Origin of the sequence: Kitasatospora sp. NPDC048715 (assembly GCF_043198905.1) — a bacterium.
Taxonomy (GTDB): Bacteria; Actinomycetota; Actinomycetes; order Streptomycetales; family Streptomycetaceae; genus Kitasatospora; species Kitasatospora lactacystinica.
In genome coordinates this window covers 340,510-359,906 of record NZ_JBICVH010000006.1, presented here as the reverse complement: position 1 = coordinate 359,906, position 19,397 = coordinate 340,510, and the positions used below count along the sequence as shown (strand labels likewise).

Below are 19,397 nucleotides of genomic sequence, written 5' to 3'. Positions count from 1 at the left end.
ATCCCGCCGGTGCCGCAGCGCCGGAGCGCCGGGGCCGCGGGGCCGGGGGCCGGTCAGCGGCGTGCGGGCGGGAGGTCGATCACGCCCGCAGCGGGGAGGCTCCCGTAGAGCGCGTGGTGCTCGGCGTCGGTCATCCTGCGCGAGTGCACCGGTTCCCCACCGTCGACGGGCGCGGGCCAGGCGGAGACCGGCGGGATCAGGTCGGCGGCGGCATGGGCGGCGGCGCTGTAGGGGCCGCGCAGCATGAGGGTGGTGGTGCCGGGCAGCATGACGGCCCGGTGCACGAGTGCGGGCGCGAGGGTGTAGGCGCTGCCGGGGAGTTCGGTGGTGGTGACGGCCGGGCGCAGGTCGCGGGAGGTGAACGGGCCGTCGGCGCGGTCATCGGTACGGCCGTCGGTGCGAAGGAAGACGGTGTGGAGGTAGCCGCCGGTCAGGACCCGGGCGGTGAACGGGTAGGCGTGGTCGTGCGGGAGCAGTTGGTTGCCGGGGCGGGGGTTGGTGTTGAGGCGGATCTCGTACCCGAGATCGTCCGCCGCGGACAGGACGAGCCGGTCCAGCAGCAGGGTGGTGCGGGAGGCCTCGTACCGTTCGGGGGCGAGGACGGTGGTGGTGACCAGGCGCTCGGGGCGGTCGGTGAGGGTGTTCGGGTCCAGGTCGGCGAGGTCGGCGGCGGGCAGCGGGATGACGTCGGCTCGGGTGCTCTGCGACGGGGGCATGGTGTTGTCCTTGGCGTTCAGGGGGGCCGGCCGATGGGGGTGTCAGGGCCTGGCCTCGGAAGGAACAGGGGCCTTTTCGGGGCGCTGCCCGGCTGGTTCGGGCTCGGACAGGACGCTCCGGGCTCCGCAGGCCGGACAGGGTTCGTCGTGGACCACGGGGCTCCCGTCCCACGGGCCGGCCCGGAACGCACCGCTCCTGCCGCTCACGCCTCGTCGCCCGTCGCGCAGATCTGGCAGGTGGCGTCCAGGACGGCGGGCACCACGCCGTGCAGGCGGTAGACCGCAGCCGGGGTGCCGCGGGTGCGCATCCGGTGCCGGATCGCCTCCAGGTGGCTGCCGACGCAGCCGGGCGAGACGGTCCTCATCACGGCGATCTGCTGATTGGTGTAACCGTCGGCCAGGAGCTGGAGCGTGGGCACGGCCGTCTCGGGCAGCGGCGTCGTCAGTACGGCACGGGGCGGGAGGAGGAGCCTCATCCGGCAGGCCGTGTCCACCATCTGCGTCCAGGTCCGTGCCCGCAGCCGTCGCTTCAGCGAGTTCAGGTGCTCGCGCACCGCCTCGGCCGTCGTTCCCGTCGTTCCCGTCGTTCCCGTCGTTGTCCCGGTGGCGTCCTGACGTTCGGGCACGGCGTTGACGGCGGCCGCGATCTCGATCGCGTTCAGGTCGGTGACCAGGTGGATCAGCGCCAGGGCCTCGGGCCCGGTGATCTCCTCGGTGATGTGGTGGCCGCACCGCAGGATCAGGGGCTCGTGGACCTTCGGCAGCGGGCGGGCGTCCGTACGGGAGGCCGTCATCGCGGCCCCCAGTTCCACGGGGCGGGGTGCGCGCCACGCAGGCACGCGACGCGGTGGGCGGCCTGCCGACGGGCGCCGGGGTCGAGGCGGGCGCGGCGCACCGTGTCCATCACGGCGGTGAGGACGACGGTGTCGCGTACGACCTGGTAGCCGGACCAGGCGCCGATGTAGGGATGGTCCACGGCTTGCTCTTCGCGTTCGTAGGAGAGGTAGGTGTCGGCGTAGGTCCGGTGGTCCTCGCGGGGGCCGGTGAGCAGTTCGGAGCGCCAGCGGGCGGCGACGAGGTCCCACTCCCTGTGGCCGCGCGTCAGCGGGCGGCGCAGCAGGAGTCCGACGTGGGTGCCGTCGTCGTGGACAGGGGCCATGCCGAGGGCGCCGAGGACGACGGTGTCCGGTGTCGGCCAGTCGAGGTAGTCCCACTCCTCGCGCAGCCGGGCCGTGTGCTCGCGCAGGAAGCGGCGGGCGGTGTCGTTCAGCGGGGCGTCGTCCAGGCCGTCCAGCAGGCCGGCGAACGGGTCGTGCTCCCGCAGCCAGGGCGCGGACGCGGGGTCGATGCGATGGGTGAGGGCGGTCACCCACGCGGACAGGGACGTGTCGGGGCTCCGCTGCCCCGGGTCCGGCCAGAAGGTGACGGCCCGGCCCTCGGCGCACGCGCGGACGTCCCTGTACCAGGGGGATGTGACGGCGACCCGGTGGTCCCGGAGGAACTGTGCGCCCTTGATCAGGGCCCAGGCCTCGTCCGGGTCCGGGTGCACGATGGCGAGCGCGCGCGAGGCGGGCAGCGACCACAGGTGGTTCGGGCTGTCGCTGAGCAGCTCGGCCCGCCCTGCGTCGTCGGCGGTGGCCACGCAGGCCTGCGTCAGAGCCTCGAAGGAGGCGGCGACGTCCAGCCTGCGGGCCGGGGTGGTGGTCTTGAGCAGCGTTCTGGTGCGCGGTCCGACGCTCACGGCGCAGTCCTCGGGTACGGGGTGGACGGATGGACGGGAGGGGAATCTGCCGGGAGGACCCCGACCTCGCGGTGTGCGTGTGCGGGCCCGGCCGGGCTCCCAAGGCCGGGCCCGCACACCGGGTGGCACCGTCTGCGGGAACGGCGCCACCCGGAACCGCAGGACCCACCCCTCGTACGGGGCCCTGCGGGTGTCCGGGCCCGCCCCCTCCCGGAGGGAGCGAGGGAAGCGGCCCTGGACGCGGTGAGCGTGCGCGCCCCGTGCGGGCGGGGCGGTGCTCTTCCGCCACCCGCCGCCGTGTTGCTCCCGGGGCGGGTGTTCTGGAGTCCGGTGGCACCAGGGCGCGAGGCAGCAGGTGCTACCGGAGGCCTACGAGGTGCCGGTCACGCCGGTATTCGGTCGAGCGCCGGCTGCCCGGGCAGCCGGCCCACCGCGGGCCGAGGCCGGAACTCCCGCACGAGCGCGTCCGCGCGTGGCGCCGCGGCCCGCAGGCCGACCTGCTCGCCCACGGTGGCTGCCGGACACACCTGTTCGGGAAGCCCGATCTCGGCCCAGATTTCCTTGCCACCCTCGGGGAGCTCGTCGACGCCGAACCGGGACACGACCGCCGTGACCAGCATCAGCCCGCGGCCGCAGGTCGCCTCGTCGGTGGCCGACCGGTACTTGGGGCGGCCGAGCCCCGGGTCGGTCACGGACACCCGCAGCACACCTGTGTCGTACCGCAGGCAGGCGGTCAGCATCACGTCCGGCCGCTCGCCGCCGCAGCCGTGCATGACGGCGTTCGTGCCGAGTTCGCTGAGCACGAGCTGCACGTCGTCCAAGACGGCGTCCTGCTGACGACCGTCCAGGCCGAGCGTCGGCAGCACCGTCCTCGCCCAGCGGCGGAGACCGCCGATCCGCTCCCGTTCGGCAGGGAACTCGATGTCGGCCATGAGGCGGGTGTCCGGCCCCCGGGCCTCGTCGGTGGAGCCTTCACTGCTTGCGGCATACACGGCATACCTCCGCTGGGAGCCACCCGTCGAGGCTCTCGGCAGGTGTTCGGGGAAGCGGTCAACCGACCGCACGACGCGGCAAGGTGTCTCGCTCGCCGTCGTTCTACGCGTGCTCGGGCATCACGGCCGCCGCTCACTCACCGAAGGCGAGTCCCTGCGGTCCGTGACATTGAGCATGGCGGCTGACCCAGCGTCAGTGCAAGCCCATCCATGAAATTTGTGAATTCTCATTTGGTGATGAGAGTTGCCGCTCCATCGAACAGGGAGCTGCTGGCGACCCACTCGACCGACGGGGCACACTGGCCACCCAGGCCTGGATAGCGAGAATTGGGGGTACCCATGGCGGAAGCCACGGTTCGGCAGCGCCAACTCGGCCGCCAGCTCCGTACGATCAGAGAGACGCGCCACCTCACGCTGGAGGACGTCGAGCAGGCCACGGGCATCACCAGCGCGAAGTTGTCACGGATAGAGCTGGCCAGGTCGGCTGCCAAGCCGGCCGATGTCCGGGTGCTGGCTCAGATGTACGAGTGCGACGAGCAGCTTGTCGAGTCGCTTGTGGCAGTCGCCCGGGATGGGAAGAAGCGCGGATGGTGGCTCAACTACGGGGAGGTCCTGTCGCCATGGCTGGCCGACCAGATCAGCCTTGAGGAAGACGCCACCACGTTCCGGACCTACCAGGTACAGCTCATCCCGGGCCTGTTCCAGACGGCGGGCTACGCTCGCGCGGTCCACACGCGGCTGGCGATCGGGGCGACTTCGGAGGACGTGGAGGCGCGCGTCCGGATCCGAAGGGAACGTCAGGCCATCCTCACCCAGCCCAAGCCGGTGGAGATGCAGGCGGTCATCCACGAGACAGCGATTCGCAGTCTGGTCGGGGGCGCTCAGACGATGCGCGAACAGTTGGAGAAGCTGCTTGAGCTCGCGGCGCTTCCCAACATCACCATCCAGGTGATGCCGTCGGAGACCGGTGTCCACCAGGGCATGAACGGCCCGTTCTCCGTCCTCGGATTCCCCAACGGCAATCTCGACGTCGTGCTCCTCGAGGGGCTTCTGACCAGTGAGTGGGTCGAGGAACCCGAGCGCGTCACCGTCTTCGACCGAGCGTTCCGCGACATCGTCGCCGAGGCCTGGTCACTCGACCAGTCGCTCGAGTTCATCACCGCACAGAAAGACAGGCTGAAGTGACATTCGTTCCCAACTCCACCACCCTGACCGTCAGGTGGAAGAAGAGCACTCACAGCGGCGGCAACGGCGACTGCCTTGAGATGGCCACCAGCGGAGACATCCGATACGTACGCGACTCGAAGGACCCCGCAGGCCCCGCGCTGGCCTTCAGCGCTGCAGCCCACAGCTCCTTCATCGCTGCCGCAGCAACCGGCATGTTCGACTTCGATCTCATCTGACCCGTGCGGCACCATGGTCCGGCGCACTTTCCGCGCCGGACCATGGTGCCGTTCCACCCATGGCCGCAGCCGACGAACAGCCACTGAACCAGCAGCTGGCGAGCTGCGGCCAGAACGGTCCTCTCCTTGTCCGGCGCGATCCCGTGTTCGTCCAACGCTGCCGCGGGACTGCAGGTTCGTGAAGCTACTGCACGAGTTCCATGTTGCGGATGAGCCCTGAGAGGGCAGCAGCCTGGGAGGGCACTCCGACCTGGACGAGCTCAGTGAGCGTTTTCAGGTTCGCCACTTCCGGGGTGACGCCGTGGCCCTCGCTTGGGTCCTGGAAGCTGTTCGGCTGGGCCCGCCGGGCACAGTGGCTTGTCTGTGAAAGTCGCGGGCGGGCAGTTCGCTGAGGGGCCGACCCTGCGCTTCGGGGCGGAAGACGATCACGGGGAGGAATGGAACACACGCTCGAAGTACCATCCCTGCAAGGTTCTCCGGCCGGTACTTCTCAACCTCCGCAGTGGCGTAGTCGGACGGAGACATCCCTGCAGAGAGGGCAGAGGGCGATGAGTGTGGCTGAGAGTTGGTCGCGTGTGATGAGTCTTCTTCGGGAGCACGCGCCGGCCGATCACGCGGATCTGCCGGGGCCCGCTACGGAGCAGATGCTCGCGGCAGCCGAAGAGCGGATGGGGATCTCCCTGCATGTGGACCTGCGGACGTGGCTGTTGCAGAACAATCCGGATCTGCCGGTGGAAGACGTCGACGACGACGTGATGTGCTGCGGCTTCGACGGGTTCCCCGACGAGGGAAGCTTCTTTCTGGGTATCCGGGCGATGGAGAGGCTTTACGCGAACCGCTCGACGTCCTGTGGATTCGACCCTCCGGACCAGCCGGACCACCCGTTCTGGCGTAACGAGTGGATCCCGTTCCTGTCCGACCAGGACGGCTGGAGGGGAAGGTTCATCGATGTGCGGGACGGGCGTGTCGGCAGCTGGTTCGTGGGTGAGATCACGGTCACGGGCGAGTACGAGTCGATGGCCCAGTACTTCGACTCCGTGGCAGAGACGCTGACGAGGATCGCTGATGGAAGCTCCCCGGTCTGTCGGTTCACCGAAGGCCGACTTGTCTGGTCGTGAGACGGTCCTCAACTGGATTACGGCCATTGCCGGGCCGCCCTCACCTTGGAACGACAATGAGCCTCGTCAGCGTTGACGTTCCAGCGTGAGGACGGCTGCGGCGATGACGGTCATCCGGTTGGGGCTGCAGCGGGCCCGGCGGAGGATCTGCCAGGACTTGAGTCGCGCGATGCTTCGTTCGACCGGTGCTCGTGCCGCTGCCAAGGCTCGGTTGATCGTCCGCCGGGTCGTGGTGAGGTCCCGGCCGGGAAGCCGTCCGATGGGTGTGGTCACCCAGGAGCCGGCCCCGATGCAGGCGCGGTCGGCGAGCACGGGGACGCCCTGGCGTTCGCAGATCCGGATGACGCGGTGGGCACGGGCCGCGGTCAGGTCGTGGGTGCGGCCGGGCAGCGCGGGTGAGATCCACAGCAGCTTGCCGGTGGGATCGGCCACGACCTGCACGTTCACGCCGTGACGGCGCTTGCTTCTGGGAGAAGTCGGCCCGACTGTCGCCGACCCGGTCGCACGCGGCGAGCGTCCCGTCGAGCAGGACGTCATCCGGGTCGGTCCCGCGCAGGACCCGCAGGAGGCCGGCTGCTTGGCGGGACAGGTGCCCGACGACGGCCGTGACGTAGGTGTGGGCGGTCCCGACGGATATGCCGGAGCCGGCGGCGATCTGTGCGAGCGTGTCGTGCCGGCGCAGGTAGACCAGGCCGACGAGAGCGCGCTGGTGAGGCGGCAGTTTGCAGCGTCGGTCACCCTCACGGGTGACGATGAGCATGGATACCCACTCGACCAGAGTGTGCGGCAAGTCGAGTGCGGCAGGACGGGGAACCAACGAGGCACCTGCGCTGATGAATTGAGACGTCGAGCACACTTCTCAACGGCACGGGAGCCTCGTGTGTTACGGGACGCTGGCCCGCCACCCGATCAGTGGCCACTCTGAAAGAGCTCACTGACCAGGGCGCGGCCCATGGGGTCGGCGTACACGTAATACGGTGCCGCCGTCGCGGTTTCCCTCAACTTGACCACCGCGGCCGCGCTCCTGCCCATCCGGTGCATCGCTCGCACCTCGTCGATCGCATAGTGTGTCCGGCCCTCCTTCGACGGCACCTCGTGGATGTCCACCTCCGGCGTGGCTCGCCTTCGTCGGCCCCGGTGAGCTGCTAGGCGCCGCCGCGATGGCCCACATGGACCTCGGCCAGGCCGATCGGGCAGCTGACCAAGAAGAACAGGGGATGCGCCTGCTGGACCCATCGACCTTGACGGGGCCCGTGCCGGGATCGCTCAGATGATGCGGGAACAGAGCAAGTAGACCGCCCCGTGCCTCATGCGGGCAGCCAGACGATACGGGTCTACCAACCTGATCCGAGAGTGCGGGCTACAGCGTTGGAAGGGCCTCCCCACGGTGGGGTGGGCGGCGCTGGTCCAGCCAGAAGATGTAGCTGCGCAGATACGTCTCGAGCCCGTCGTCGATGTAGGCCACGAATTCCAAGTGGCCCCGGGCCGCGTCGTGATAGTGCCCTTGGAACTTGACGGAACCGTTGCTCCCCCAGTCAGGGTGTGTGGCGGCACCCCAGTCCGCCGCGATGGCCAGGGCCCACTCGCGGACCCGGCTCCGTTCGCGCCACCATGCGCGAACGGTGGCAGGGGTCCAGTGCTCGTCGCCGTCCCAGCCGTATCCGCTGTACAGCTCCAGGCAGGCAGCCGAGACCACTGCCTCGGTCTCCGCTTCGTCCATGGGCTGTCGGTAGACGAACTCCGTCCCGAAGCCGCCGCCGAAATCGTCGTCGTAGGCGATGTGATGCGGCGCGTCCAGCCGGCCGGTCGCCATCGAGTCGGTCGCCGCACCGTAGAACGGGCCTGGAACGTTGCGCCAGTTCCGTTCCGCCCAGACGCCTGTGAAGACTTCCCTTTCCGCAGTGGCGACGAGCCGCCGCGCCACGGGCAGCGGGTCCCAGTAACCGTGCAAGACAATCCCTCCTCGGGCGAGAACACCAGACGAGATCATTCTCAGCCCGGCCAGTAAGTCTTCGGCCCCAGGGGCGAGATCCTGCCGCTGGGGCATAAGGAGCCAAGCCTCAGCGAACTTGCCGAGCCTGGACTCGTCGAGGACCTGCAGGGGCGGGTACAGGTCGAGTCGAGCGGCGCGCAATCTGTTGGCCGGGCGTGTCGGCGGCGTGATCCACTGACGTCATGAGTCTGTCGGTCGATGTGTTCGTTACCAGGGAAGACGGCGCCGTCCTCTATCTGGATGTACCTCCGGGCTGCTCTGATCTGGCGGGGCATGAGAGCACCCGCGTCGGTCTGTGGGGATCTGAGGCAGCCCGGTCTCTCGGTGCACGGTTTCTTCCGCAGCTCGCAACGTCAGACCTCCGGGTCACTCCCGATCAGATCCAGGAATTCCTGGACGAGTGCGCGACACTCGGCAGCAACATCTCCCTTCTCGCGTGGAGCACGGGTCGGGCCGAGGACTACATAGCTGCCCGCCTGGACAACATCATCGGCGCGGCAAACCGAGCTACTCAGGTCGGAGGCGGGATCGTCATCTGGTAGCTCCCTCCGAGGGTGTGCCGTCATGTGCCTCACGTACCTCATGGGCATATTTCGTGCTGACCAGCGGGGATGGTCGACAGCACTAGAGAACCTGGGCCGACGTCAAGCACCTCTACGGCCTGTCCGTCACCGCCCCGAGAAGGCCGCGCTGACCGAGATGCTCGACACCTGCCAGCAGTAGCGTCCCGCACCACACCGGTGGTGCCGTGTTGAGCTCCGGGCCGCGGCGCGTCCCGGCCGTGACCCGGGCGCCGGTACGCCCGTTGAACGCAGGGCACATCCCTGGCATCCAGAGAACAGGACAAACACCGATGACGACGTGGCTCGACTTCACTTCCCTTCTCGTCAAGACCCTCGGCCCCGACAACGTCGACGTGGACACGCAGAAGGGAACACGGGCGGCCGCCACCTTCGAACAGTCGTTCAAGCTCGACGACGGCACGACCGAGAAGCGCCAGCAGAACCTGTACTTCGAATACGACGGCAAGAACGCCGGCTGGATCGCCGTCACCTCCTTCATCGGCCCCGCCGACGAGATCAAGGTCCCCGAACTCCTCGAATTCCTCGGCGAGGACTGGAAGCTGCCCGCCGCCGTCATCGTCGACAAGCAGCTGGCCCTGCGCCACCACTTCGGCCTGCCCGAGACCGACAGCGGCGAGGAGACGGAAGCGGTGAACAAGGAGATCCTCGACAAGGCATTCGCGTCGGCGGTGATCGTCGGCAGCCTGGCCGACTTCCTTGAGGCGAACATCCTGGAGCAGGACGAGGAGTAGCGGGACACCACGGTCTCCCGGTGCCCCGCCCGCGCGGGCGGGGCACCGGAACTCGCACGTCGTGGTAGAGGTTGGCGATCACGGTGGCCAGGACATTGAGCTTGTTCTGCAGCAGGATGACGTCCTGCGTCGCCTCGCGGAGTCGGCGACGGAGATCGGCGACAGCCTGAGCCGAGAGCGGTTCCACCGATTCGGGGCGGGCGCATCCGCGGCGGGCGGTGGACACGCCGAACTCCACAGATTCGCAACTGTTTGTGATGGATCTTGCGCACCAGGTGACTATCCTTCGAGGGGCAAAATACCACCAAAGCCGTGTACCTGGAGGATTCGTGGCACGTCCCCGCACCCGCCTGGCCCTGCTGGGCTCGGCCGTGGCTCTCACCGCCGGCGCCGTCCTTCCCGCGCAGTTCGTGGGGGCGCAGCCCGCCGCAGCGGCGGACTACGAGTGGGTCGCCCTGGGCGACTCCTACACCGCCGGGGTCATCCAGGCCGCCGGCGACGTCTTCGAGATTCCCCGGGACGGCTGCGAGCGCACCGACCGGTCCTACCCCCAGATCATCGACCGGGACCTGGGCTCGTTCTTCGAGCTGACCAACGTCAGCTGCGGCGCCGCCACGATCGAGGACGTCACCTCCAACGCGCAGGTGCCGATCGGCCGGAGTGTGCCGGGGCAGCCCGACCCGGAGGCCCCCTTCGACCCGGTGCCTCCGCAGTCCGAGGCGGTGAAGTCCAGCACCGACGTGATCACCGTCGGAGTGGGCGGCAACACCCTCGGCTTCGGCGACATCCTCTTCAAGTGCCTGCAGCTGGGCGAGGGCAGCGGCGGCATGGGCACGCCGTGCAAGGACGAACTGGCCGCCTCCATCCCCGCCAAACTGACCAAGGTCGGCAAGGACTACGACCAGATGCTCGCCAAGCTCCACGAGAAGGGCCCGCACGCCAAGATCCTCGCCGTCGGCTACCCCACGATCATCCCCAAGGACACCTCCAAGTGCCAGTACAACCACCCGCACCAGTTCCTCTCGATCACCGCCGGTGACCTGGACTGGCTGCGCCAGGACGTCCTGGAACCCCTCAACAAGACCATCGAGAAGTCGGCCGGCACCCACGACTCGGCCACCTTCGTCGACCTCTACGACTCCTCCGGGAAGCACAGCGTCTGTGACGCCGGCAAGTGGGTCGAGGGCGTTCTCGACAGCGACAACCGGCCTGCCCTCGTCCACCCCAACGCCAAAGGCCACCTCAACGCCGCCGACCACATCACCTCCGCGATGCTGAACGCCATCACCCCGAAGGACTGACCCACAGAGGACAGCCCGTCCTCGACCCAGCACCGAGTTGCCTCCGTTCCTTCGGTCCGGAGGCAACGCCGTTTTCTGAACCTTGTCCTCCACACGAGCTGTGGCCGTGCCCTGCCTCGACGACCTGGGCAGCGTGGCGATGCGCCCGAGGAGGGCTGCGATCGGGTAGCGCATTTGCGGTGCCCCTGGCGGGCTCCTGTCAAGGGAATATGGCACGTTCGGAATGACGCTCCCCGCCAGTCGGTGCGGTCACCTGGACCACCGACAAGCGCAAGGCCTTCGCCAACGACCTGCAGCACTCCCAGCTGATCGCAGTGTCCGCCGCCTCCAATCGGCCCAAGGGTGACAAGTCGCCGGACGCGTGGCGCCCGCCGCGACCGGGTACTGGTGCACGTACAGCCGCGTCTGGACCGACACCAAGCTCGTCTACAGCCTCAGCGTCACCTAGCCCGAGAAGACCGCGCTGAACGACATACTCGACACGTGCTCGCAGCAGTCCACCCTCCCCAGGCCTGACCGAACCGGCCGCCGCGCCAAGGGGCGGCGGCCGCCGACCTTCCCGGCCCAGCAGCCCGGACAGCCCCGGGAGACAGCCAGTCCGTGCCACGAAAGAGGCCACGACGCATCCACCGCACACGACACGCGAGGTCCCGGGAGGCAGACCGGCACCGCGCCCGCCGACGACGCGGACACAACGGCACCGGCACCGGCGGATACGCCAGGACCGACCGAGGGCGGACGGGTTCACGCGGATGGGTGGCTACACAATGCCTGATCGCTGCCCATGGGTTCAGGGCCTCGTTCGGTCGGGTGTGGCCGTGGGCTCGGCCAGCACTGCGGGTGATGGCTGTCGCCAATCCCTGAGGGTGATGCAGATGCCCGTGACAAGGGCGTCCCGGCGCGCGAGGATTGCGTCCGCAGGCCTGGTCGTCACGGTCCGTGCCTGGCAGCTCACGATCCATCAGGCGGATCCCGAAGGAGTTCCCTCCATGCACAAGGTCGACGTCGGCTACGCGAGTCAGCTCCTCATCACCGACTCCGAGAAGGAAAGGGCAGTCTTCGAGAACGCCTACGTCCTGCTCACCGACCATGTGATCGACAACTTCCGTGACGTGCTCGTCGTCGTCGAGGAGGCGGCGAAGCACGGCAGGCCCCTGCTCGTCCTGGCCCGTGGCTTCGATGGGGACGTGCTGCCCTCCCTCGTGACGAATCACATGCGAGGAATCGTCAAGGCGTGTGCGATTGCGCTCGGAACAGCCAAGGTGGAACCGGGCTCGGACCCGGACGACGCGCTGCGGGCAGTCCTCGCCGGCGTCACCGAGGCCACCGGCGGCCGCGTCGTCTCGAAGGAACTCGGGATGGAACTGAAGAACACGCAGGCCAGCGACCTGGGGCAGGCCGCGCACGTCGTGGTGACGGAGAAAGTCACCCTGCTCTCGAACGACCCCATCCCGGAGGAGGACATCCCTCCGGTCATGACGGCCGATGAGATCGCGGCACGCGACCGCACCATGGCCGAGATCGAGGCCAAGGTCCGGGCCGAGTTCGAGGCCAAGCAAGGCACGGAGGGACCCGGCCTGGGCTAGATACCCGTACGGATCGAAGTCCCTTCCCCGCCACCCTCCCGGGTCCGCACCGGCCGTCGACGTGGCCGCCGCGCCCAACGAGCCGCCTCCTGGACGCCGACGCCGGACACGAAGGGGACGGTCACGGCCTGCGCGGCATCCGAGGCCCAGGCGCCGAGACCGTGTGCTCAAGCCGTTCCCGCAGGTCGCTGGCCAGAGAATGAGCCGCGCCGACACCGAGGCGGAGACGGACACCCACTTCGCAGCATCACGACACAGCGACTGTCCACGAAGGGCACCTACCCGCATGACCACCATCGAAGAGCAGATCATCAGCCACATCTCCAAGGAGCTGGCGCCGGGTCACGACATCGCCGCGGACACGGACCTTTCCCAGGTATTGGACTCCACAGCCGTCATGCAAGTGGTGGTGTGGATCGAGGAAGCTTTTGGCTTCACGGCCGAACTCGCTGAAATCAACCCCGACAACTTCGGCTCGCCCGCCCGCCTGGCCCAGTGGGTTCGCCGGAACGTCGAAGGCACTGCCGCCTAGCCAGGGCCCGCCCGGCTATGCACGGTGATCGGCGGCGGTTCAGGGCAAATCCCGACCAGGTGTCAGGACAGGACGAGGAACAGGAACCGAAGACGACTCCCATCCGGATGCACCGGTGAGCCCAGCCGAACCGGGTGGGGTCGATCAGCGGCGCAGCGGGTCACGGCCACCTCACGGAGCCTTGCCACGGCCCGTGCCACCCCGCAGCCGGCGGCCTCCCGTGCTCCGCACGATCGTCTGAGCTTCAAAGAGCGTTCTGTCCCGGCGGGGGTGTTTGGCAACTGGCGCGCGCCAGCGCCTTGGGGCGGACCGTGCTGACCTGTGAGCTTGTGGTTCAACCAACGGTCGCACCCCCAGCCTGCCTCGGGCCGTTCGGCCCCGTTTCGCCAAGGGGTACGTTCGCTTCTGTCAGCGATGGCTGACCGAAGCAGCAGTGCAAAGGGGGCTGGTGTGACGCACGAGATGGACATCCAGGTCGGGACTGACGTGCGGATTACCGGAGGACCGTTCACAGACTTCACGAGCCCTGTCGTGGCTGTTGACCATGTTCGGGGCCGTGTCGAGTTGACGGTGGACATCTTCGGTGACGCGACCAGGATCGACGTCCCCTTGTCGGATGTCGTGAGAGTTGTCTGAACTTGTCCCTTATAGCCTGATCCGGTCGCGTTCGGCGATGGACTCGGGGCGCCGGACGGTTCTGCCCACCGCGTGGCGGGTGACGGGTTGCTGGTTCCTCGAGCCGAGCGGTCTGCCGGGGCCGGGCCGTGTCGGTTTGGGAACTCGGGCCGGGCAAGGCAGTGGCTGTCGCATGACTTCACCCGGCCGGGAGTCAAGCGAGGCGGCACGCCCGGCTGGCGCCGTCGCCGCCCAGCAGGTCGGAGAGGAAACTGTGCCACTGCTCGTCGGGGAGCAGCCAGTTGACGATGTGCGCGCTCATGACGCCGAGGAAGGCCTCGGTCGCGTCCGCCAGCTGCCGCTCGGCCGCTGCACCGGGACCGAGGGAGAGCCGCTGTTCCAGGGCGAGGAGGGCCCCCCGCCCTCGATGTCCACCATCCGCACCACTACTAGGGCCACCCACATGACTACGCTCAGCAGCGACACCGCTTCCGCCGCGCCGACCGCCGAGGAACTGCGCGCCGCTCTCACCGACCGGCTGCTCGACCAGGGCGCCATCCGCACCGCCGCGGTGGAGAACGCCTTCCGCACCGTGCCCCGCGAGCACTTCCTGCCCGGCTTCCCCCTGGAGGCCGCGTACGCGGACAACCCCACCTACACCAAGGCCGACGGCTCCGGCACCCAGATCAGCGCCGCCTCCCAGCCCGCGATCGTCGCCCTGATGCTGGAACAGCTCGACGCCCGGCCCAGCGACAGGATCTTCGAGGCCGGCGCCGGCACTGACGTCAACGCCGCCTACATGGGCCGCATCGTCGGCCCGGACGGGCACGTCGTGGCGGTGGACGTGGACGAGGACCTCGTCGACGGCGCCCGCAAGCACCTCGCCGACGCCGGCATCACCAACGTCGAGGTGGTCCTCGGCGACGGCGCCCTCGGCCACCCGGCCGCGGCCCCGTTTGACCGGGCGATCGCCACCGTCAGCACCATCGAGATGCCCACCCCGTGGCTGGAGCAGGTCAAGCCCACCGGCCGGATCGTCCTGCCGCTGCGGCTGCGCGGCACCGCCAGTCGGGTGATCGCCTTCGAACGCGGAAAGGACGGCTGGGTGTCGGTCGACGACCAGCTCGCGGTCTTCATGCCGCTGCGCGGCAGCATGGACGACGCCCGCCGCACCGTCCAGCTCACCGGCGAGGGCGACGTCACCCTCCAGGTCCACAAGGACCAGGACCCGGCGGTCGACGCCTCCCTGCTGCTCGGCATCCTCGACAGCCGGCGCCACGAGACCTGGACCAGGGTGACCATCCCCGCCGGCACCACGTACGAGTACCAGGACCTGTGGCTGGCCCTGACCCTGCCCAACTCCCTGATGCGAATGAGCACCACCGGCTCCGCGCGCGAGCGCGGAGCCGTCACACCGATGTTCGGCTGGGGCGCCATGGCCACCGTCCAGGGCAGCTCCCTCGCCTACCTCACCCTGCGCCCCGGCGAGCCCACCGCCGAGGGCCGCAAGACCTACGAGACCGGCGTGATCGGCCACGGCCCCGACGGCGCGGCGCTCGCCGACCTCGTGGCCGAGCAGATCCGCGTCTGGAACACCAGCTTCCGCAACCGGACCCTGCGCATCGCCCTCCCCGACACCCTCGGTACCGCCGCCCCGGCGGCCGGCCGCTTCGTCCTGGAGCGCCCGAACCACCCGATCACCATCACCTGGGAGTAGCCGCCGTGCACCCGACCGGACCCGTCGCCCAGCGCTTCCCGCTGGTCGCCAGGATCCGGCCCGCGTGCCTGCCCTTGAACGCCCGTGTCGGCCGGCTCCGCGAGCTGGCCGACACGGCCTCCCGGCAGGCGGATCCGGGCCAGGCATCCACCGTCTTCAACCAGGCAGCGCTCCTCGCCTCCGATCTCGGCCTGCCCGAGTACGCCCGCGAGCTGTGCCACCGCCACGCCAACCTCTACCTGCCCCGGGGACCGATCCCGGCGATGAGCGCCATCCTCGGCCTGGAGCCGATCGTCAACCTCGCCCGCCTCCACATCCGCGCCGACCACCACCAGCGCGGCCACCAACTCCTCCTCGACCTCTACCACGCCGTCACCAGCGCCACCGCCACCGTCCTCGACGGCATCACCGTCCCGGCCAAGTTGACAGAGACCGACCAGCAGCACGCCGAAGTGCGGGCGTGGCTGTGGCGGGTCGTCATCGCCGACGGCACCCGCGCCCTCACCGCCGCCGGCCGCTGGAAGGATGCCCTGCGACACATCGAGGAGCACCGCGGCATCGGCCAGCGCATCCTCGACGGCCGCCAGGTCGCCGTCCTCGCCTGCGCCACCACCGGCGACCTGCCGGGCGCCCTCGCCCTGCTGGAGGGCACCGAGCCGGGCGATGCCCGGGAGGACGCTGTCACCGCCGTGCTCACCGCGCTGTGCCGCCCCCGCGACCAAGACGCCGCCGACCAGGCAATCGACCACTGCCTCGCGCTCGACGCAGAGGAGGGCCTCGCCGCCTTCACCACCCGCCTCACATTGACCACCCTCGACGCCGCTGACCCGGACACCCCCTCCGCGCAAAACCTGCTGCGGCGGCTGACCAGCCGAACGAGTGAATCCGGCGACGGCTACGCACTTCGCGACCTCCTCGCCCACGAGGGCATCCGCAGCCGCCTCGAACCGAACCGGATCAGCCCGCTCGAACGGGCGCTCGCCGCCTGCGCACTGGACTCCGGCACCCTGCCCAAGGCCCTCCGGGGCCGCCTGGAGGAGGCCCTCGACCACGCCCGACGGGTGCTCGAAATAGCCCCGTTCGACCCGGGATCGCCCGGGGGAAATCCGCTTGAGCGACGCAATCGAACAGCACCATCATCAGTCGCCACCCCACACTCCGAACCATCCAACTCGACGTCCTGACAGCGCACTTGCGGCGACCTTCCCTGTCGACAGCCGGTTCGGCGTGCCCGAACATCACCAGTGCCCGGAGGCACCCCTGTGGAAGGCCCGACCATCCCGGCTCTCAGTACCCGCGCCCGGCCTCACGGCCGGGTGACCCTGCCCGCCCGCGACGCCGAGGAGCTCCTCCAGTGATCGACTTCGACACACTCACGGGCCTGGCCGCCCGCGAAGGCATTGAGCGGATCGGCGTCGGCGTGGTAGTCCGGGACGCCGCGGGCCGGATCCTGATGATCCGCCGATCCCCGCACGACGTTCTGCCCGGCCTGTGGGAGTACCCGGGCGGTGGCCGGGAGGACGGGGAGAGCGTGCCGGTGGGTGCGGCGAGGGAGTTGGCCGAGGAGACCGGGCTGACCGGGTGGCCGCTGGAGTACGTACGGCACCTGGACTTCACCAACCAACGCGGGCGGCGCGTGCGGCAGTTCGTCTTCACCACCGTCGTGCCCGACGGCACCCCGATCCACCTTTCCCGGGACCACGACGGCCACCAGTGGACGAGCCCGGGCGCCCTGCCGCCGACCAGCGACGGGCAGCGGGAGGTCGTCGAATGGCTGAACCACCGCCTGGCCGTCCCCGGCTGGCGGCCGGTCGGCACCTGCGTCACCACCATCGCCCGGCCCACGACCTACGCCAGCCTCCTGATCACCGACCCACAGGGCCGCATCCTGGGAATGCGCTCGACCGTCAACCAGGCCATGTGGAACTTCCCCGGCGGCAACGTCGAGCACGGCCGGACGCCGTTCACCACCGCGCTGATCGAGGCCGAGGAGGAGATCGGGCTCGATCTCGCCGCCGAGAATCCCGAGGTGGTCGCCCGCCGGCGCCTGGTCGCCGTCATCCACGAACAGGCGGGCACCGAGTACCCCGTGCCGGTCTGCAGCTACGTCTTCGACGGCGGCGTCCTCACCCCCGAGCAGCAGGCTCGGATCCGCCTCGATGCGGCCGAGCACACCGAGTTCCGGTTCGAGACGGCCCACAACTGGTGCTCCCTCATGGAGCCGGACCGCTACCAGCGGCTCCGGCAGGTGCTGCGCGCCCACCGCTGCGGTGTCCCGCTCTACCTGGAGCGCCCGGCCCCGTACGACGACGACTTCGAGGGCGTCCTGGTCTTCGTCACCGACCCCGCGGGTCGACTGCTGATGCACCAGCGCGAAGACCGGCCCGGCATGCCCTGGCCCGGCTACTGGACACCGATCGGCGGCTGGCGCGAGGCCGACGAGAGCGCCCGGGAGAGCGCGGTGCGCGAGGTCCGCGAGGAGGCCGGCATCGATATCACCGGACTGCGGACTCTCCCCGACCCCCACCACGGCTTCGGCCTCCCGCTCACCCGTGTCCTGCACGCCGTCTGGGACGGCCGCGAGACGGACCTGCGGCTCGGCGACGAGGGCCTGGCCGTGCGCATGGTCCCCCTCGACGAGGTGCCGCTGCTCAACGTCCCGCCCTATGTGCAGCACTACCTGCCGCTGCTCGCCGACGCCGCCAGCCTGTCTTCCGGGAGGACTGCGTGAACCAGCGCGACGACCTCCGCCTCGCCGCTTCCCCGGCTTCCGGGACGGATCCGCTGACCCTGGTCGTCGGCGTCCACCTCGTCCTGACCAACGCCGACCGCGTGCTGCTCGGCCGGCGCCGCAACACCGCCTACGCGAACGGCCTGTGGCACCTGCCGGCCGGGCACATGGAACGCGGCGAGCCGGTCACCCGCTCCATGACGCGCGAGGCCGAGGAGGAACTCGGCATCACCATCGCCGAGGACGACCTCGCGCTCGTCCACACCCTGCACCACCTCGACGCCGACGACGGCCGCAGCCGCCTCCAGCTGTTCTTCCGCCCCACCCGCTACCACGGCCGGCTCCGCAACGCGGAGCCACACAAGTGCGAGGAACTGCACTGGTGGCCGCTCGACTCGCTGCCGGACGACACCGTCCCCTACACCGCCCACGCGCTCGCCGAGATCGCCCGCGGCAGCACCCTGTCCACCGTCGGGTGGACCCCGTGAGCGCCCCCGACATGCCGGCCGACATCACCCGACTGCTGCGCGCGACGGCAGAGGACTACGAGCTGCTGGACGTACGCTCCCTCGATCGCGCCGGCCACCCGGTCGTCTGGGAGGCCCTCGGTGCCGCCGGACGCAGGCTGTTCGCCAAGCGCCACAAGAACGCCCTCATGCACCAGCGAGAAACCGCCGCCTACCGTCTCCTCGCGCCAGCGCTCGGCAGCGGCCGGGCACCGGCCCTGCTTGCCGAGGACACCCGGTCGCTGCTCATCGTCACCTCCGCGCTGCCCGGCACCCCGGTCATCAGCACCGACCTCACCGCCGCCGAGGAGCAGGAGGTGTACCGGCAGGCCGGGCAGCTCCTGGCCACGACTCACGCGCAGCCGACGACCGGAGCCCCGGTCGGCGAGTACCTGCCCTGGGCCCAGGAGCGCGCACGGGCGCTGGCCCGCGCCCGCGACGCCCGCCTGTCGGACGAGGCCGTCGAGGTCCTGGCCGACGCCACCCGCGCCGAGCCCCCGCCCACCGCACTCGCCTACTGCCACGGCGACTTCGGTCCGCGGAACTGGATCGTGCGCCGCGCCGGCGATCGGCTGGCGCTGGGGCTGATCGACTTCGAACGCAGCCACGTCGAGGCCCCTGCCCGGCGTGACCTGATGCGGGTCACCCTCCAGCTCACACCCCACCGGCCCGACCTGCGTGCCGCGTTCACCACCGGGTACGGGCGAGAACTCACCCCGCAGGAGCCTCCTCTTGATAACGGCGACACAGTCGAATCCACATCAAGGGCGATGAAGGACATCCGGGCCGAGAAGGACATGGGCCTCTACGAGTACGAGGGCGGAAGGGAGGAGTGTCTTCGCCGCATCAGCGGGCTGGCAGAACGCCCCAAGACTGCGGCGCAAGCGGCGCGCGTGAGCCCAAGGGCATTGCTCCCCACCGGGTCGACCTTCGCTTCAGAGTGGGCCAGTAGCGATATCGCTGGCCAGCGGCAGCTCCTCCTGAAGTCCAAGGTGAGGGCCTGCATCTGCCGGAACTCCCTCAGCTCTCTTTGCTGCCCCCCACTACCGGCGACCCGCCCGGCCACCTCCCGCCGCCTGGGATCAGCACGCCGTGGTCAGCGTGGTGCACCGTCCAGCCGGCCCGCTTGAC

Annotated in this window: 20 protein-coding genes and 1 pseudogene; 14 read left to right on the top strand and 7 right to left on the bottom strand. The window is 69.7% G+C overall.

Going from position 1 to position 19,397, the window contains the following annotated elements; all coding sequences use genetic code 11:
* Positions 1 to 53: 53 nt before the first annotated feature.
* From ACGFSC_RS14850 to ACGFSC_RS14835, 4 genes are all read right to left on the bottom strand, one after another.
* On the bottom strand, positions 54 to 716 hold the full coding sequence (locus ACGFSC_RS14850; protein ID WP_359907656.1) for a hypothetical protein: 663 nt from the start codon (positions 714 to 716) through the stop codon (positions 54 to 56).
* Between the two features lie 203 nt (positions 717 to 919).
* The gene (locus ACGFSC_RS14845; protein WP_359907659.1) at positions 920 to 1,510 is read right to left on the bottom strand and encodes a LuxR C-terminal-related transcriptional regulator; all 591 of its coding nucleotides are present in this window, start codon (positions 1,508 to 1,510) and stop codon (positions 920 to 922) included.
* Complete coding sequence (locus tag ACGFSC_RS14840) at positions 1,507 to 2,457, bottom strand: hypothetical protein (RefSeq protein ID WP_359907661.1); 951 nt, start codon at positions 2,455 to 2,457, stop codon at positions 1,507 to 1,509. Before ACGFSC_RS14840 ends, ACGFSC_RS14845 begins: the two co-directional genes overlap by 4 nt.
* Positions 2,458 to 2,840: 383 nt before the next feature.
* Positions 2,841 to 3,389 (bottom strand): ATP-binding protein, encoded by a 549-nt coding sequence (locus ACGFSC_RS14835; RefSeq protein ID WP_359907663.1) that lies wholly within the window; start codon positions 3,387 to 3,389, stop codon positions 2,841 to 2,843.
* Positions 3,390 to 3,788: 399 nt separating this feature from the next.
* Between ACGFSC_RS14835 and ACGFSC_RS14830 the strand changes: the two genes are divergently transcribed.
* From ACGFSC_RS14830 to ACGFSC_RS14820, 3 genes are all read left to right on the top strand, one after another.
* Positions 3,789 to 4,634 (top strand): helix-turn-helix transcriptional regulator, encoded by an 846-nt coding sequence (locus tag ACGFSC_RS14830; RefSeq protein WP_359907666.1) that lies wholly within the window; start codon positions 3,789 to 3,791, stop codon positions 4,632 to 4,634.
* The gene (locus ACGFSC_RS14825) at positions 4,631 to 4,852 is read left to right on the top strand and encodes a DUF397 domain-containing protein (protein ID WP_359907669.1); all 222 of its coding nucleotides are present in this window, start codon (positions 4,631 to 4,633) and stop codon (positions 4,850 to 4,852) included. Before ACGFSC_RS14830 ends, ACGFSC_RS14825 begins: the two co-directional genes overlap by 4 nt.
* Before the next feature lie 548 nt (positions 4,853 to 5,400).
* Positions 5,401 to 5,970 (top strand): SMI1/KNR4 family protein, encoded by a 570-nt coding sequence (locus ACGFSC_RS14820; protein ID WP_392863365.1) that lies wholly within the window; start codon positions 5,401 to 5,403, stop codon positions 5,968 to 5,970.
* 66 nt (positions 5,971 to 6,036) lie between these two features.
* Here the strand turns inward: ACGFSC_RS14820 and ACGFSC_RS14815 are convergent.
* The 3 genes and pseudogenes from ACGFSC_RS14815 to ACGFSC_RS14805 form a co-directional block, all read right to left on the bottom strand.
* Positions 6,037 to 6,787 (bottom strand): annotated as a pseudogene (locus ACGFSC_RS14815) (transposase family protein).
* A gap of 92 nt (positions 6,788 to 6,879) precedes the next feature.
* On the bottom strand, positions 6,880 to 7,077 hold the full coding sequence (locus ACGFSC_RS14810; RefSeq protein WP_359907672.1) for a hypothetical protein: 198 nt from the start codon (positions 7,075 to 7,077) through the stop codon (positions 6,880 to 6,882).
* A gap of 253 nt (positions 7,078 to 7,330) precedes the next feature.
* A complete protein-coding gene (locus ACGFSC_RS14805; RefSeq protein WP_359907675.1) occupies positions 7,331 to 7,921 on the bottom strand; it encodes a ferredoxin in 591 nt (196 codons plus the stop codon).
* 224 nt (positions 7,922 to 8,145) lie between these two features.
* Here ACGFSC_RS14805 and ACGFSC_RS14800 point away from each other — a divergent pair, with 224 nt between their 5' ends.
* From ACGFSC_RS14800 to ACGFSC_RS14750, 11 genes are all read left to right on the top strand, one after another.
* Complete coding sequence (locus ACGFSC_RS14800) at positions 8,146 to 8,505, top strand: hypothetical protein (RefSeq protein ID WP_359907678.1); 360 nt, start codon at positions 8,146 to 8,148, stop codon at positions 8,503 to 8,505.
* Positions 8,506 to 8,816: 311 nt separating this feature from the next.
* Positions 8,817 to 9,278 (top strand): hypothetical protein, encoded by a 462-nt coding sequence (locus ACGFSC_RS14795; RefSeq protein ID WP_359907680.1) that lies wholly within the window; start codon positions 8,817 to 8,819, stop codon positions 9,276 to 9,278.
* A gap of 329 nt (positions 9,279 to 9,607) precedes the next feature.
* Entirely contained in the window at positions 9,608 to 10,579 is a 972-nt protein-coding gene (locus ACGFSC_RS14790; protein ID WP_359907682.1) for an SGNH/GDSL hydrolase family protein, read from the top strand.
* 989 nt (positions 10,580 to 11,568) lie between these two features.
* Positions 11,569 to 12,165: a hypothetical protein gene (locus ACGFSC_RS14785; RefSeq protein ID WP_359907685.1), complete on the top strand. Its 597-nt coding sequence runs from the start codon at positions 11,569 to 11,571 to the stop codon at positions 12,163 to 12,165.
* A 286-nt stretch (positions 12,166 to 12,451) separates the two neighbouring features.
* Positions 12,452 to 12,697 carry an acyl carrier protein gene (locus tag ACGFSC_RS14780; protein WP_359907688.1) on the top strand — a complete coding sequence of 82 codons (246 nt, stop codon included), beginning with the start codon at positions 12,452 to 12,454 and terminating at the stop codon, positions 12,695 to 12,697.
* 450 nt (positions 12,698 to 13,147) lie between these two features.
* Positions 13,148 to 13,333, top strand: a complete 186-nt coding sequence (locus ACGFSC_RS14775) for a hypothetical protein (RefSeq protein WP_359907691.1) — start codon at positions 13,148 to 13,150, stop codon at positions 13,331 to 13,333.
* A 289-nt stretch (positions 13,334 to 13,622) separates the two neighbouring features.
* On the top strand, positions 13,623 to 15,029 hold the full coding sequence (fxlM, locus tag ACGFSC_RS14770; RefSeq protein WP_359907694.1) for a methyltransferase, FxLD system: 1,407 nt from the start codon (positions 13,623 to 13,625) through the stop codon (positions 15,027 to 15,029).
* A 5-nt stretch (positions 15,030 to 15,034) separates the two neighbouring features.
* Complete coding sequence (locus ACGFSC_RS14765) at positions 15,035 to 16,213, top strand: hypothetical protein (protein ID WP_359907697.1); 1,179 nt, start codon at positions 15,035 to 15,037, stop codon at positions 16,211 to 16,213.
* A 170-nt stretch (positions 16,214 to 16,383) separates the two neighbouring features.
* Positions 16,384 to 17,760, top strand: coding sequence for an NUDIX hydrolase (locus tag ACGFSC_RS14760; RefSeq protein ID WP_359907700.1), 1,377 nt, complete (start codon positions 16,384 to 16,386; stop codon positions 17,758 to 17,760).
* Positions 17,757 to 18,248, top strand: a complete 492-nt coding sequence (locus ACGFSC_RS14755; RefSeq protein WP_359907703.1) for an NUDIX domain-containing protein — start codon at positions 17,757 to 17,759, stop codon at positions 18,246 to 18,248. Before ACGFSC_RS14760 ends, ACGFSC_RS14755 begins: the two co-directional genes overlap by 4 nt.
* Positions 18,245 to 19,396 carry an aminoglycoside phosphotransferase family protein gene (locus ACGFSC_RS14750; protein WP_359907706.1) on the top strand — a complete coding sequence of 384 codons (1,152 nt, stop codon included), beginning with the start codon at positions 18,245 to 18,247 and terminating at the stop codon, positions 19,394 to 19,396. Before ACGFSC_RS14755 ends, ACGFSC_RS14750 begins: the two co-directional genes overlap by 4 nt.
* The last annotated feature ends 1 nt before the right edge of the window (position 19,397 follow it).

Bases quoted from the DNA above. Each gene is read 5' to 3' on its own strand.
- ACGFSC_RS14850 (WP_359907656.1), bottom strand. From the start codon at position 716: ATGCCCCCGTCGCAGAGCACCCGAGCCGACGTCATCCCGCTGCCCGCC.
- ACGFSC_RS14780 (WP_359907688.1), top strand. From the start codon at position 12,452: ATGACCACCATCGAAGAGCAGATCATCAGCCACATCTCCAAGGAGCTG.
- ACGFSC_RS14820 (WP_392863365.1), top strand. From the start codon at position 5,401: ATGAGTGTGGCTGAGAGTTGGTCGCGTGTGATGAGTCTTCTTCGGGAG.
- ACGFSC_RS14795 (WP_359907680.1), top strand. From the start codon at position 8,817: ATGACGACGTGGCTCGACTTCACTTCCCTTCTCGTCAAGACCCTCGGC.
- ACGFSC_RS14835 (WP_359907663.1), bottom strand. From the start codon at position 3,389: ATGGCCGACATCGAGTTCCCTGCCGAACGGGAGCGGATCGGCGGTCTC.
- ACGFSC_RS14845 (WP_359907659.1), bottom strand. From the start codon at position 1,510: ATGACGGCCTCCCGTACGGACGCCCGCCCGCTGCCGAAGGTCCACGAG.
- ACGFSC_RS14800 (WP_359907678.1), top strand. From the start codon at position 8,146: ATGAGTCTGTCGGTCGATGTGTTCGTTACCAGGGAAGACGGCGCCGTC.
- ACGFSC_RS14830 (WP_359907666.1), top strand. From the start codon at position 3,789: ATGGCGGAAGCCACGGTTCGGCAGCGCCAACTCGGCCGCCAGCTCCGT.
- ACGFSC_RS14785 (WP_359907685.1), top strand. From the start codon at position 11,569: ATGCACAAGGTCGACGTCGGCTACGCGAGTCAGCTCCTCATCACCGAC.